This is a genomic window from Shewanella mytili (assembly GCF_046765975.1).
Classification (GTDB): Bacteria; Pseudomonadota; Gammaproteobacteria; order Enterobacterales; family Shewanellaceae; genus Shewanella; species Shewanella mytili.
This window is the reverse complement of sequence record NZ_JBKOUD010000001.1, coordinates 327,383-341,752: the sequence shown is the minus strand read 5'-3', so window position 1 is coordinate 341,752 and position 14,370 is coordinate 327,383. Positions and strand designations below refer to the sequence as shown.

Annotated in this window: 11 protein-coding genes; 5 read left to right on the top strand and 6 right to left on the bottom strand. The window is 50.3% G+C overall.

The window, feature by feature from the left end; genetic code table 11:
• From ACIDEJ_RS01500 to tyrR, 3 genes are all read right to left on the bottom strand, one after another.
• On the bottom strand, positions 1–468 hold the full coding sequence (locus ACIDEJ_RS01500; RefSeq protein ID WP_411986321.1) for a hypothetical protein: 468 nt from the start codon (positions 466–468) through the stop codon (positions 1–3).
• 10 nt (positions 469–478) lie between these two features.
• Positions 479–2,587: a S8 family peptidase gene (locus ACIDEJ_RS01495; protein ID WP_411986320.1), complete on the bottom strand. Its 2,109-nt coding sequence runs from the start codon at positions 2,585–2,587 to the stop codon at positions 479–481.
• Positions 2,588–3,016: 429 nt separating this feature from the next.
• Positions 3,017–4,555 (bottom strand): transcriptional regulator TyrR, encoded by a 1,539-nt coding sequence (gene tyrR / locus ACIDEJ_RS01490; protein ID WP_411986319.1) that lies wholly within the window; start codon positions 4,553–4,555, stop codon positions 3,017–3,019.
• A 339-nt stretch (positions 4,556–4,894) separates the two neighbouring features.
• On the opposite strand from tyrR, the gene galU reads away from it, so the two are divergent.
• The 5 genes from galU (at position 4,895) to ACIDEJ_RS01465 (ending at position 11,437) form a co-directional block, all read left to right on the top strand.
• Positions 4,895–5,803: a UTP--glucose-1-phosphate uridylyltransferase GalU gene (gene galU, locus ACIDEJ_RS01485; RefSeq protein ID WP_411986318.1), complete on the top strand. Its 909-nt coding sequence runs from the start codon at positions 4,895–4,897 to the stop codon at positions 5,801–5,803.
• Positions 5,803–6,819 carry a UDP-glucose 4-epimerase GalE gene (galE, locus tag ACIDEJ_RS01480; RefSeq protein ID WP_411986317.1) on the top strand — a complete coding sequence of 339 codons (1,017 nt, stop codon included), beginning with the start codon at positions 5,803–5,805 and terminating at the stop codon, positions 6,817–6,819. Before galU ends, galE begins: the two co-directional genes overlap by 1 nt.
• A gap of 390 nt (positions 6,820–7,209) precedes the next feature.
• Positions 7,210–7,632: a bactofilin family protein gene (locus ACIDEJ_RS01475; RefSeq protein ID WP_411986316.1), complete on the top strand. Its 423-nt coding sequence runs from the start codon at positions 7,210–7,212 to the stop codon at positions 7,630–7,632.
• Positions 7,633–7,879: 247 nt separating this feature from the next.
• Entirely contained in the window at positions 7,880–8,821 is a 942-nt protein-coding gene (locus ACIDEJ_RS01470; protein ID WP_411986315.1) for a LysR family transcriptional regulator, read from the top strand.
• A 315-nt stretch (positions 8,822–9,136) separates the two neighbouring features.
• Positions 9,137–11,437: an OmcA/MtrC family decaheme c-type cytochrome gene (locus tag ACIDEJ_RS01465; protein ID WP_411986564.1), complete on the top strand. Its 2,301-nt coding sequence runs from the start codon at positions 9,137–9,139 to the stop codon at positions 11,435–11,437.
• Between the two features lie 373 nt (positions 11,438–11,810).
• Here the strand turns inward: ACIDEJ_RS01465 and ACIDEJ_RS01460 are convergent, their stop codons facing one another.
• The 3 genes from ACIDEJ_RS01460 to mak form a co-directional block, all read right to left on the bottom strand.
• Positions 11,811–12,491, bottom strand: a complete 681-nt coding sequence (locus ACIDEJ_RS01460; RefSeq protein ID WP_411986314.1) for a DUF2982 domain-containing protein — start codon at positions 12,489–12,491, stop codon at positions 11,811–11,813.
• 35 nt (positions 12,492–12,526) lie between these two features.
• Entirely contained in the window at positions 12,527–13,279 is a 753-nt protein-coding gene (locus ACIDEJ_RS01455) for a YdcF family protein (RefSeq protein ID WP_411986313.1), read from the bottom strand.
• Between the two features lie 122 nt (positions 13,280–13,401).
• Complete coding sequence (gene mak / locus ACIDEJ_RS01450) at positions 13,402–14,301, bottom strand: fructokinase (RefSeq protein WP_411986312.1); 900 nt, start codon at positions 14,299–14,301, stop codon at positions 13,402–13,404.
• Between the last annotated feature and the right edge of the window lie 69 nt (positions 14,302–14,370).

The window sequence follows — 14,370 nt, the reverse complement described above, 5'->3', positions numbered from 1 at the left end:
TTACATGGGTACCTGTTTGTTGGTGGCATGATCCAGTTTTGCCCGGATCACTTGTCCGTCGTTGGCCACTTGTGCCAGAACAGACAACAGCTCAGCATCCGCTTTGGCGGCCAAAATCACCAAATTGTTGCCACCCTGCCAATCCAGGCGCAAGCCATAGCGCTCGGCAAAGCCTGCAGCATCCACATCAGGTTGCAGTTTCACCACCAGTTTTCCGGTCAGCACCGCCAATGGTTCACCCGTCGCTGTCACCACTTGCAGCCCTTTCACCAAACGCTTGGCTTTTTGCACGCCTTTGTCGGTTTTCACATAATACTGGCCGTTATAGGCAGCCCCCATAAAATCAGCTTTCAAGCCTGAGGTCACGGCATTCGTTGGCTCGACGCTGTCAGGCAATTTCCCGGCGGCAACGGCAGACAGTGAAAGTAAGCCCAAACCCATCGCCATCATTAGATTAGATAATTTCATCTCTTACTCCTTAAGATGCTGCAGCCACTTTGTGACCGTGGAATCGAATTGACCAGCCTTTTAATACGCCCAGCGCTTCGTTTGGAATCGGGAACTCACCCACTTTGTAGATTTGGAATTTGAATTCCCCGCCATTAACGTCAGTGACCTTAAGTGTCCATGTGCCCTGAGTGCTTTCACCGTAAAAAGCATTGGACATCATAGGGGTGTTTTCAAATCCAGGGACAAAATCCTTCGGGTCATTAGCATCCATGATTCCCTGATACACCATGCCGTTATATGGCGTCATCAGCACGCTACGGGTACCGGCAGGCGAAATCAGCTCCACAGCCAAGTCTGGCAGACGTAAATGATCCGCTGTCAGCTCTACCTGTACCGCTTCAATCACCAGGTCATCTTCCACGGCAATGCCATCGCTGGCCCCGACCAGATTTTCATCGGGAATCGCTGCATCAACGGCATCGTGAGTTTGCCAGTCGGTTACTTCATAAGTGCCCAGTTTCTGGGTATAGCTTTTTGCCGCGGCCACAGCGGCACTGACATCCACACGGCCAAAGCCGAAGAAGTCATGGAAATGGAAGCCGGCGGCATTTTCCGTCCAGCCCGGCACGGCTTCAAATTCAACGGCATCATCACCTGTTCCGACTGGCACCACGATAGGCGCAATCTCAGGCTGAACTTGCTGGGCTGTCGAGGCCAGGATGTAGCGCACATCACGCCAGCTTAGATTTGGATTGGCGCTCATTATCATGGCCACCGCACCAGAGGTGTTTGGCGCAGCAGACGAAGTGCCGTTCATGGTTGACGTGTAATCGCAGCTCAAATTAAGCGGATGCTGACCACCGGCAAAAGGGGTGTCTGGACGGTCCTCAGCAACACTCCAGCCCTTTTCACAACCGGCGCGATCAGTGGTGACAATGGCCGGGTCATCCACACCGTATTCTCCACCAGGAGCGGTGACAAACACGTTGGCCCCCACGGATGAGTAGCTGGAAAGTTCACCTTTAGCGTTAACGGCAGAAACGACCAGGTTGTAAACGTTGGCATTGTCGGTAGACATGTTGGCATGATGGAATGGCAGGCCAAAGTTGGCTTTTTCCCCATCAGCAACAGTGAGAAAGTCCCCGGGTAACCAGTATAAATTGCTCCACCGGAAATACTCAAAACCATTCCCGGCAGATTTTACAAACACGCTGCCTTTACCATCCGCACTATGCTGGGCGATATCGGCATAGACGTCATTTTCATCTTCGTCAAAGCCGTGAGGAAATGGCAAGTTGTAACCATAACTTTGGTTAAAGACCCGAGCGCTATCGCTATATGCAGTGGCGCCATGTGATTTGGCAAAGTTTTCAAAGGTTTGCGTATTTTTCACTTCGCCGGTGGGATCCACATCAAGATAATTGAAACCGATGAGTTTGGCTTCTGGCGCCACACCGCGGCCACCGATGCCGTTCCATCCGGCTGCCGCAATAATGCCCCCCACCGCCGTGCCATGGGCACTTTCATCCGAGAACGGCGTTGGGTCCACGGTACCGGTGATCAGGTTATAAGAGCCCCCCGGCACCACATTGGCCGCCAGATCGGGGTGCGCGATTTCAAGGCCATCATCCACCACGGCAACAACCACGCCCTGACCCTTGACGCCAGAAGCAATGGCCGCTTCCACGTTCAAGTCTTCTCCGGCCACACCGCGCTTGGCAGCAAAGGCATTTTGTCCGGTATTTTTAAGGTGCCACTGGTAGGGATAGAGCGTATCCCCTTGTGCAATATTGATGGTCAGGGTGGACACTGACTCGTACTCACCATCGCTTACTTTAAAATGCACCACTTCCGTGCCTTCGGCAGCATCACTCTGGTAAGTAAAGGCACCAGTGGAAGCATCTTGCAAACGTAATTTACCCAGTTTGGCTTCTGAGGGGTCAACGAATGAAAAGCTCATGCCACCTTCAGCATCAGTGCCGTCCAGTTTTGCGGACAAAACCATGGACTGGCTTGCATCAAAGGTGACATCAACACTTTGTGGCGGAGTATTTACCACTTCGGGGGGATTATTATCGCTGCCACATCCTGTCAATAAGACAGCAGCAACGCTTAATGCGATGAATGACTTATGCATACTGCAGTTTCCTTCTGGAGATAAATCATCATTGAGGACTAGCATCCCAACGACAATGTTTAGATTTATTATTCTTCCATTGTTCTTGACGGTGAAAAGATAAAGCCACCTTTCACAAACAAGAAGGAAACATTTTTAACACACAGAGCATTTACCGCAACAACCTGCCAATACCATCGTTTATAAAATAGACTGACTTTAAAGTTGCATTATAAATATACTGTTCTTATTTTTATCAATTATAATAATATCTTTCCAGTAACATGCTGATATTATTTGTAAATTTAAAAAACAGTAGTTTTATTAAGTGTATTGATAATGAAATATAATTTTACACTTTGTTAATGATGTTAAATTTAAATATATGGTTTTATCTTGCTAATAAATTTGCATTTATTTTTACTTAACAAGATTTTTTTAATGGATTCCTCAATTTTCTTTGTTAATTCCGTAATCCCTTAACTTGTTGGCAATGGCCGTATGGGATACGCCCAGCTTTTTCGCCAACTGCCGGGTGGAAGGATATGCAGGGTAAAGCCGTCTGAGCAGGTTGGCTTCATACTGTTTCATGGCTTGCTCTAAGGTGCCTTCAAACTGCTGTTCAAAAAAGCCCACGCTTTCATCGTAACTTGGGAGTTTCAGTTGTTCGATGGAAAGCTCACCTGCACCATTCCACATGGAAACCGCCCTGAAAATGGCATTTTTCAACTGTCTGACATTGCCAGGCCAAGCATAGGACTGCATGAAACTGCGACACTTGGGTGAAATGCGCCGCACAGGGCAAGCCAGTTGGGCACAATAATGGGCCAAAAACATCTCGGCCAACGGCAAGATATCCACTTTTCGCTCCCGCAGCGGCGGCAGATGAAACGCCAACACATGAATACGGTAGTAAAGATCTTCCCGAAAACGCCTTTGTTGGCAAAGGGCAAGCAAATCTTCCTGGGTAGAACAGATAATCCGCACGCCAGGACGCACATCCTCTTCGCCGCCAACCCGCCGAAAGCTGCCATCTTCCAGCAACCGTAACAACTTCACTTGAGCCGCCAAGGACATTTCGGCCACTTCATCCAGAAATACCGTGCCGCCCTGTGCTTCTTCAAAAAAACCGCGCTTTATCAGCGTGCCATGTTCGGCATAACCAAACAGCTGCTCTTCCACGGCATCGTCCGGAATGGCCGCGCAGTTGATGGCAATAAACGGTTTTTCCCGGCGCATACTGGCATCATGGCAGGCACGCGCCATCATCTCTTTACCGGTACCGGTTTCACCGCTTATCAGTAAGGGTGCATCCAGCTGCGCCATTTTTTCCGCATGCTGCACGACTTGCCGCATGCTGTCGCTAATGGCCAGCACGTTGGCAAAGCCCTTGTTCTGACTTTGCAAGGCATTAAATTGCTGCCCCACCCTGGCAGGACTTTTCAAGGTGACAACAGCGCCGGCACGGATTTCACCATCACTGCCATCAGGCAACAGCACCGGCAGCATTTCTGCCAGATATTCGCTGCTGCCAATCCTGACCCGGGCAGCCTGTGCCAATAGCTGCGGCTCACTGAGCCACCGGCCAAAATTAAATCCCTGAACCCAGTGATTTAACGATTCATCAAGGATTTCATGCAATTGCATACCCAACATAAACTGTGCGGCATCATTGGCAATGCGTATCCGTCCTTTGGCATCAAGGGAAAACACGCCATCTGGCAGGGTTTTCAACAAGGTTTTCAGCGAGTAATGTTCCTGTTCGGAAGGCATGAACGCCACGGTTCTGACGTCATGAACCGCTTCAATTTTCCGAAGTTGCGGCATCAATGCGCTCAATACATCAAAAGGCACATCCGCAAACTGCAAGAAGAAGAAGCCTTTATTACTGGCATCAATGGACATCAAATTGATGTCATATGTTTCCAGTACACTTAATATATCCTTGGCCAAACCGACCCGATCCTGACAACTGATCTCCAGACGCATAACACCCGCAGCCCTTTATTATGTTCATTATTGATGACAGGCTTCGTGCCATGAATTGATAGCCAGACACGAAGGCGCCTCCTAAGTTAGAGGGTTCTGAACAAGGTGGCAAGTCTTCTTTACAGTCTTGTCATAAATAGCGGAGCTCCATCCACTTAGCGGGAAAAAGCATCGGGAAGAATTGGTCAGATTTTATAAAAAAGCGCGGCATTCAGGTTAATGACAGGTTGTACAGATGAAAATATCCGCCAATCCCCTCACCGTCTGCGTGGTAATTGTCGGTTGTTTGTTTACAATGAAGCACTTTCAGACGGCTTATCAGTAAGGAAAAGGACGCCTATGAAACCAGGCATTATTCGTAAAGCAGTAATCCCCGTTGCCGGACTTGGCACCCGCATGTTGCCAGCCACCAAAGCGATCCCCAAGGAGATGTTACCTGTAGTGGATCGGCCATTAATCCAATATGTGGTTAATGAGGCCATTGATGCCGGCATTAAAGAGATTGTCCTGGTGACCCACGCCAGTAAAAACTCCATTGAAAACCATTTTGATACCAGTTTCGAGCTGGAAGCCCAGTTGGAAAAACGTGTCAAACGCCAGCTGTTAAATGAGGTGCAGTCCATCTGCCCTAAAGACGTGACCGTTATCAGTGTTCGCCAGTCTGAAGCCAAAGGCTTGGGCCATGCCATTTTGTGTGCCAGACCCGTGGTGGGTGACAACCCCTTTGCGGTGCTGTTACCCGATGTGTTGATTGATAGCGCCAGTTGCAATCTAAAGCAAGAGAACATGGCTGCCATGGTGCAGCTTTACCGTGACACCGCCACACCACAGATTATGGTGGAAGGAGTGCCACACGCTCTGGTGGATCAATACGGCATTGCCGATATCAATGGCCATGACTTGCAACCCGGCGGTTCGGTACCGCTAAAAGAGCTGGTTGAGAAACCGCCACTTGATGAAGCGCCATCCAATCTGGCCGTGGTAGGGCGCTATGTCCTGCCCGCTGACATCTGGCCCCTGCTGGCCAAAACCCCCAGCGGCGCAGGCGATGAGATTCAGCTCACCGATGCCATTGCCATGTTGATGCAGCAGCAGCAGGTTAATGCCTATTACATGCTGGGCAAAAGCCATGATTGCGGCAATAAACTGGGATACATGCAGGCGATTGTGGAACATGCCGTGCGCCATAAGCAGCTAGGCGCCGATTTTACGGATTACCTGAAGCAATTCGTCAAGGAGCTGGATTGATGAAAGTACTCGTGACCGGCGGTGCCGGTTATATTGGCAGCCATACGCTGGTAGAGATGTTAAACGCCGGCATGGACGCAGTGGTGGTGGATAACCTTTGCAACTCTTCTGTTGAATCCCTGCAACGGGTGCAACAACTCACCGGAAAATCCGTCGCTTTTTATCAAGGTGACATTTTAAACAAGCCCTTGCTGCACAAAATTTTTGCCGACCATCAATTTGATGCCGTGATCCACTTTGCCGGGCTCAAGGCTGTTGGCGAATCAGTAGCAAAGCCGTTGAAATACTATCAAAATAACGTGAGTGGCACTTTGGTGTTATGCGAAGTCATGCAAGAGGCGGGCGTGCATAACCTGGTGTTCAGCTCTTCCGCCACGGTTTACGGTGACCCGGCAAGCCTGCCCATTAAAGAAGATTTTCCCACCAGTGCCACTAACCCTTATGGTCAGTCAAAACTGATGGTGGAAACCATTCTGGCAGATTTTCAAAAAGCCAATCCTCAGTGGAATATTGCCCGGCTGCGTTATTTCAACCCGGTAGGGGCCCATGAAAGTGGCATGATTGGTGAAGACCCGAACGATATTCCCAATAATCTCATGCCTTATATTGCCCAGGTGGCCATTGGCAAACGGCCTTGCCTCAACGTGTTTGGAGATGACTATCCCACCCCTGATGGTACGGGAGTCAGAGACTATATTCATGTGGTGGATTTGGCACGGGGCCATGTAAAAGCCTTGCAGAAATTGCAAACCAATCCCGGATTGATGACCTATAACCTGGGCACGGGTCAAGGCTATAGCGTACTGGACATGGTACACGCCTTTGAAAAGGCCTGCGGAAAAACCATTCCCTACCGGATAGCACCGCGACGGGCAGGCGATGTGGCAGCATGCTATGCCGATCCCGGGTATGCACTTAATGAGCTCGGCTGGCACGCGGTTCATACCCTGCAGGACATGGTGGATTCCAGTTGGCGCTGGCAATCGCAAAATCCCAATGGCTACCATAATGCCTAAAATCTTGTAACCCCAGGGGCAAACAGTGCATCACGCACTCATCCCCCCTTGCAACTGACCAGTCTGTCATCTTCCTTATGGACATCCATTGGCAGGCTGGTGTTTACAGGCAACATGTGGTTTATCAGCGTGGTTAAAAACTGCAACGTGATTGAAAACTTTCAATTTCATCTACTTGATAATATTGACTTTTTATAATTACACACTAAAAAGAACATCTGCCTACCACGTTCTTCCCCGTTTGTACTCATGCACTCATCAAATCAGCACGGTTACTGAATGCGTAGTGTTTTTATGTCACGCGTCAAATTTTTGTGGTTTTTTTCAGCAATTTTTATCGCTAACATCAGGCAACATCCTTTATGCGAACCAATGGTTCAGGAGAGCCCCATGTTTGGCAAAAACAAAAAAATGAAAACGACAGACATTACTTACATTGCGTCAGGTTGCAGCATTACCGGTGAAACGGCATTTACCGGTAGCGCCCTGATCGGAGGCACACTTCAGGGCAACATCACCGCTGCCCAACAAATCACCATCGAACCTGAAGGGGCTATTGAAGGACAGCTTTGCTGCCAGGAATTAACCGTATCTGGACTGTTCAAAGGGCAGCTGCAATGCGAAAGATTAGTGATTACGGCAACCGGGACGGTAGAAGGCGACGTGGCCAGTAAGACCATGGAAATCTTTGAGGGTGGCCAGTTTATTGGCGCAAGGGTAAAAGAGGAAGTTAATCTGTTACAGGAGCTGAAAACAGATAATAACCTTAATAAAAACAAGTTATTTGATGGACTGGAACTACAAGCGGATTAATGGCGGCAACCGCTTGCCTATCAATATACGCACCACAAGAAACGGGATAGAGATCACAAACTTATTACATGAATTGCTGAATTAGCCATATGCATGCAAATTGTCACAGCTATAGTAAGGGCTTATAGTTAAACTGGCATTGCTTTTGTAACTTTATTAACTTTACCAGCATTTCAGCTTTTGAGTAGACATCTCTATGACCAGCCGACTTTTAAAGCAACTATGTGAATTGGATATTTTCACACTCATGGTTTTCAAAACCATTTATGAAACAGAACATGCCAATATTACTGCCCGGGAGTTGTCGGTATCTGCGCCCAAGATCAGCCGTTGCCTCAGCGCGCTGAGGCTGGCATTTGATGATGAACTTTTTTACCGGCGCCAACAAAAGCTCAAGGCAACACCACTGGCTGAAAACCTGTATCAACCGGTGTGTGATTTCATCCAATCCGTATACCAGCTTGAACAACATGCCAATAACGGCCGAGATGTTCGTGCTGACGGTTATCTGCAAATTGCGGTGGGTTATGGCCTTTTGGGCGCCTTATCCAAAATTTTCGGGCAAAAAGACGTTGCGGAACAATTGGGAAAAGTACGACTGCACAAGTGGCAAAACGATTCCGCCGAGTTGATCCACAGTGGCAAGCTGGATTTGGGGATAAGCTTGGAGTTACCGGAAAATCAGGAACTGGAATATACCCCTGTGGGAGAATGCCGGGAAATTGGCTTGATTTGCCGTAAAGATCATGCCATCTGGCAACATTATCCCCACATTACACTGGAAGAGATTGCCCGTTACCCCCATGTGTATATCTCAATCAAAAATTTCAATGAGCGCATTAACCCGCTGGAGCTTTACTGCCAGCAAGAAAACCTGCCTTCTCCAGAAATGGATCGTGTAGCCGATTTGGAAGAATGGCATGCCCACTTACTGACCATGGACAGTATCGGTTTTGCCCCTGCCACCGAGCTTTGTCAGACTGACCGGATCAGTGAGCTAAGATGTAGCCTGCTGTCCCTGAACGAAGTTGAGAAACTACAGCGAACACTTTCACTTCCTTGTTATCAACTTATCGAAAAAACAAGTGAATACAGGCGTTACACGGAAGATCAGCGACAATTTATCATGGACATGATCACCCGGCTGGTGCAGCCCATCACATTGCCTGAACGTAAATTCGGCACCTGAATGCAGCAGCCGTAAACCACCTGTATGATACCCTGCACCGGCAGCATATTGTTTCAACATGCTGTTTGTTGTCAGGATAATTCATTATTTTTTCTGTCATTTCCTTGCCATTCATGCGTCACATTTACCGGAAATGACAGCCTTTTTTCTCAACAAACATTTTCTGAAATTGCGGATTTCTGTTTTTGAAATTTCGCCGCAACGTTATTAACCCACGATTCACAATTTACACATCCTTTACCTTAATCCCTCCTTAAAAATGCGTATATTTACCTTACTGCAAAAGCAGTAAACACAATTTTAACAAGGGACGCAATAATGAAAACTCATAATAAATCATTGCTCGCGTTGATCCTGTTGGGCCTGTTCGGGCTATCCGCCTGTGGCAGCGACGGGAAAGACGGCGCAGATGGAGCACCGGGCACCCCAGGTGCTGACGGTCAGGATGGACAGGACGGACAACCTGCCGGAGTGGTTGTCTCAACCATCTATCAAGCTGGAGATGTCAGTTTCACTATTGACCCCGCAGACAACACACTTGCGGGCAGCAACACCTTTGCATTGAAATTCCAGGTCAGTGCCAAAGATCAGGCGGGGCAAGAAAAACCCCTGTCAGGCCTGAACCAGGTAGCGATTTACTCAGTCACTGCCATGAGTAATGCCACCAGCGATGGCCCTTCCGTTTACTGGCAAAATAATGCCAAAGCCGCTGGCAACGGCACCTCCATGTACTGTACGCTGGACGGCACCTACTCTTCTCGTGGCACCACTGGCGATGCCTGTACCCTGGTAGAAGATCCAGCTAACCCCGGAACTTATACCGGCACTTGGGAACATGATGGCAGCGCACCTATCATGTATGCCGATGATGACCTGTCTGCGCCCCACCGCATCATGCTGCGGGTTTACAACCTGAAAGACGCTGACGGCAACTCCATCAGCGGCAAAGTGTTATCCACACCACTGGATTATATTCCTGCCACAGGCGAAACCGTCGATACCACAGGTAAAGACACGGTGGCCGATGCTGCCTGTAAACAGTGTCACGGTGAAAGTACAACCACCGGCAATATTGCCAATATCGGCGCTCATGGTAACTACCAGAGCGTTAAAAACTGTATTGCCTGTCATAATCCGGCCACTCAGCCAAGTGCTGAAGATGCTGCCGAAGGATATGTCTTTGATTTGCCAGCCATGATCCACCGCATCCATGGCGGTGAACACCTGGCAGCACTGGCCCAGTATGGTTTCAAGCAGGCTGAAGAATGGGCGGAAATTGCCTATCCGTCACCACTGGACAACTGTACCAAGTGCCATAGCACGGACGAAGGGAAAACCACCTGGAAAGATGAGCCAACCCGTGTTTCCTGTGGTGGCTGTCACTCCAACATCAACTTTGCCACCGGCGAAGGCCACTCTGACTTCAACCTGGCACAGGCTGATGACGCTCAGTGCGTTGCCTGCCACGGCACCGGGGCACTGTCGCCAATGGAAGCGCATAAAGTGGGTGAACGCGCTGAATACGCCAGTCTGGTGAATATCGACTTTACCGGTGCCAGCGTTGCCGGTGATGCAGGAGCCAAGGTATTAACCGTTACAGCGGATGTGATGGTGAATGGCGCCCTGTCCTCAGACCTGTCTGTGTTGGGCGTGACCAATACCCTGATGGGAAATGTGGACAGCAAAGGCGAAATCCACCGCTGGGGATCCCGTCCCGCCTTGACCAGTGGCAACTTTGATGCGGGCACTGGCAAACTGACCCTGACCCAATCCATCTCTGATGCACAGGCAATGGGCACCCTGTATGTAGGCACTGAAGCCACCTTCTGTGTGGACAAAACAGGCAAAGCGGCAACTTGTGATGAAAAAGCTGACCTGGCTTATGGTAACCCGGTTGCCTCAGTCCATGGCAGAGACGTGTTCTCTACCGCCATCGGCGTCACCACCCAGACTAAATTCTTTGATTTAGACACTGCGGCGGCTGATGACGAAGGCGTGCCGGCACGCTTTACCGTACCGGAGCGCATCACTGTTGCCGAAAGCAAGTGCGAAGCCTGCCATACCTCTTTGGATATCACCAAAGGTGCCAGCCATGGGGTGTACACCTTCGATCAATGCATGGATTGCCACAACAACGATTATGCCGGCTCCTATCATCCAAATGCGGTATACAAGGATGCTGACGGCAATGCCGTGAGTTCAGGGGTGACCTTCACCAACCGTGATTTGGTTACTGTGACCCACCGCTTCCACTCTGGTAACTTCGATGTTATAGAAGGGATCTATAAAGATGCCAAAGGCAATGTCATGGGTTATCCGGGTGTGTCCAATGATTGCTCCGCTTGTCACAAAGAAGGCGCCACCTTCTTCGCGGCTGATGGTGGCTTAACATCAGGGAAACGTGCCATTGCGGTAACCGGTGGCTTTATCAGCCCTGTGGCAGAATCCTGCCGTAGCTGTCACACCAGTGACGCGGCGCTGGCACACTTCCAGTCCAATGGTGCAACAACAACTGATGCACCAGACACCACTGCGGATCTGCCAGTAGAGTCATGTGCTACCTGTCATGCTGAAGGCAAGTCCTTTGGTATCGACAAGTTCCACACCATCAAATAAGCGGTTGAACGGGCATCCCTGCAATGTCCGCTCACGCTAAAGCAAGGGACCCTTTGGGTCCCTTTTACTTTTATGCTTGATTTATCACCATACAGCCAACGCTCCCCCTTCATGACCGAGAATATAAAAAACAGGCATTGCAGCAGTCCGGCGGCGCTTAAATAGGAGTGGCAACGGGTCATAAATGCCTTTGTTTTAACGTGCACATTACCGCCCCATATACTTTGGGGCTTTACCGGAAATTCATTAAGGCCACATCTCAAAGACTCGTGAGATTGTCATGCTCACGGCCACGAGTAATGTGTGATAGGAGATAGTGAACAGGGTTGATGTTCGGTAACAACATGATGGACGCCGGTTTAACGCCAGCGGCTTATGAGTCTTTCTCTAGCAACTGTTGTTGCTTAAATGCCCTTAGCCTTTTTAACAGCACCTCCGGCGCCATGGGCAAAAATTCCAGCGGAATATACAGGTGAAAGCCCAAATGCTCATCCAGTGTCAGACAGCGGCGGCCAAACATGGCCAGTAAGCCCCGGTAGCGCTCCCCATTGACCAGTAAAGGCTCAAACTCTGCTGACAGATAATGCTCCAGGTGCTGCAATGCCTCATCATTGGCCACTGCCGTCATCATCAAGGCACGCTGCTCTGAAAGCAAACCAGTTGCCAGTCTTGGCGAGATTTCATCAAGCACAGGGTTGACCGCCACAACTTTCACACCCATATAGGGCAAGGTCAACCATTCCAGCCCTCGCTGAATACGCAATAGGTCCAGCCGCTGAATGTTATCCCAGCCAATGCGCAGTTGCCCGCGACGATGAAAATAGGTCAAGCCGCTATCATCCAGTCGCAGCATCACTTCCGGCTCCAGCTGTTTGGCAATTCCCAACAGCAGCGATATCAACCCGGCAGCAAAACATAGCAGTGCCACGGCAAATAGCTCCCGCCAACCGATAAACAGCACCATCCCAAGAAAAACGCCCACAATACCGGCAACGGTCAACGTCATGGCATTGCGCTTGCCATTGGTGGGAATGACTACGGGTTCACATTTCATGATAAAACCAGCGGATGACTGAACATTATGGGCAATCAGAACCCCAGCATAATACGGATATTAAGCCAGGTCATGCCCACATATTCATGAATGGCTTTGGCAGAAGCATCCAGATTAGCCGTGCTTAAACGCCACCAATGATCCCGGCGGGCCAAAAAATCGGTGGGCGCTGCCACAGGAGCCAACTGGGCCATCTGAAAAATCTTCATGGCCCGGGGCATATGCGTGGCGGATGTCACCAACAGCAACTGCCGGCCACCAATGGCATCCGCGCCCTTGTCATCAGCATCGGCACCAAAAGCGCGACGCAGCATCAACGCTTCTTCAATGGTATCCCGGGGAGATGGTAATACCAGGATCCGGTCAGCATCAGCCCCCAGCGCGATGGCCGCATCGTGCATCTGCTGGGCATGGGAGGTGCTATTCAGGCCGCCGCTCCAGCCACTGACCGCTAACAGGCAATCCCGGCTGGCGGCCCGTTTCATCTGAGCCACCCCTTCGGTTAACCTGGCAAGCGCCGTAGCCGACAGTTTATGGCGGGCATCGCCAGTGAGCGCATCATCATGCCCCGAGCCCAGTACCATCACCACACAGGAGTGCGGCGGTATATCGCGGCTAACCGGATACTGCTGCTCCAACGGCCACACCAACCAGAAACTGCCAAAACTGCTGCTAAGAAACAGCCAGCCGCTCATGACCCCCAGCACTAACCCCTTGGCGAGTTTGGGGCGACGCTGCCAATACCACAACGCCAGCGCCAGCAGCAGCAAACTGAGTGGAACAGGCATGAAAAGTTGTGAAATGATTTTTTTAAGCAAAAACATGGGAAATGACATCCATACTCAATAACGGCAACCACCCGACGGACACACATCCATAAAATGAGATGTCCTGCGGGTGGTTACAGATCCTATAAAGGCCATAACCAGGCAGCGCCCCGCACGCCAGAGGAACTGCCATGTACGTTTTTTACCACTGGGGTTTCGCATTCACGGCCCAGCACATAATGCTGTAACAGCGCCGGCAACCGGGCATAAATGGCATCCACATGGGACATGCCGCCCCCCAGCACAATCACGTCTGGATCAAGTATATTGATCATGGAGGCCAAAGAACGGGCAAGGCGATCCAGATACCGCTCAAAGGCAGCGCTGGCCATGGCATCCCCTTGCGCGACCAATTGCATCACGTCGCTTCCTGAAGACACATTGCCATGGGTGCTTTGATTGTAATCCCGCAAAAAACCGGTGCCGGAGATATAACTCTCGGTACAATCATAATTGCCGCAAAAACACTGTACTGAGCGGAACTCATCCGGTTGCATCCAAGGTAACGGGGTATGACCCCATTCGCCGGCAATGCCATTACCACCCGCATGAATTTTCCCATCCACCGCAAGACCACCACCCACGCCGGTTCCCAGAATGACGCCAAAGACCAACCGCTTACCCGCACCGGCGCCATCCACGGCTTCAGACACCGCAAAGCAGTTGGCATCATTTGCCACCCGCACGTCCCGCGCCAGACGTTCACCCAGGTCCTTATCCAGCGGGTGTCCATGGAGCCATACCGAATTGCCGTTTTTAACCGCGCCGGTAAAAGGTGACACCACCCCGGGGATCCCAACGCCAACCGTGCCCGGCTGTCCCAACGCGGCTTCTGCCTCATGCACCAGGTTGCAAATGGCATCCAGGGTGCCGGGATAATTTTTAGGGGTGGTAACACGCTGCCGATAAAGCTCATTGCCCGCTTCATCCAACGCCACTAATTCAATCTTAGTGCCACCCAAATCAATCCCAAATCTGATCATGCTGTCTCCCCGGAGATTTCTGCTGGAAACGATGACCAATAAAGTCCTGGGAACTGGTCATCCAACTAT

Coding starts and splice junctions, on each gene's coding strand:
- tyrR (WP_411986319.1), bottom strand. CDS start 4,555: ATGCGTCTGGAGATCAGTTGTCAGGATCGGGTCGGTTTGGCCAAGGAT.
- ACIDEJ_RS01470 (WP_411986315.1), top strand. CDS start 7,880: ATGGTTTTCAAAACCATTTATGAAACAGAACATGCCAATATTACTGCC.
- ACIDEJ_RS01495 (WP_411986320.1), bottom strand. CDS start 2,587: ATGCATAAGTCATTCATCGCATTAAGCGTTGCTGCTGTCTTATTGACA.
- ACIDEJ_RS01460 (WP_411986314.1), bottom strand. CDS start 12,491: ATGAAATGTGAACCCGTAGTCATTCCCACCAATGGCAAGCGCAATGCC.
- galU (WP_411986318.1), top strand. CDS start 4,895: ATGAAACCAGGCATTATTCGTAAAGCAGTAATCCCCGTTGCCGGACTT.
- ACIDEJ_RS01500 (WP_411986321.1), bottom strand. CDS start 468: ATGAAATTATCTAATCTAATGATGGCGATGGGTTTGGGCTTACTTTCA.
- mak (WP_411986312.1), bottom strand. CDS start 14,301: ATGATCAGATTTGGGATTGATTTGGGTGGCACTAAGATTGAATTAGTG.
- ACIDEJ_RS01475 (WP_411986316.1), top strand. CDS start 7,210: ATGTTTGGCAAAAACAAAAAAATGAAAACGACAGACATTACTTACATT.
- ACIDEJ_RS01455 (WP_411986313.1), bottom strand. CDS start 13,279: ATGCCTGTTCCACTCAGTTTGCTGCTGCTGGCGCTGGCGTTGTGGTAT.
- galE (WP_411986317.1), top strand. CDS start 5,803: ATGAAAGTACTCGTGACCGGCGGTGCCGGTTATATTGGCAGCCATACG.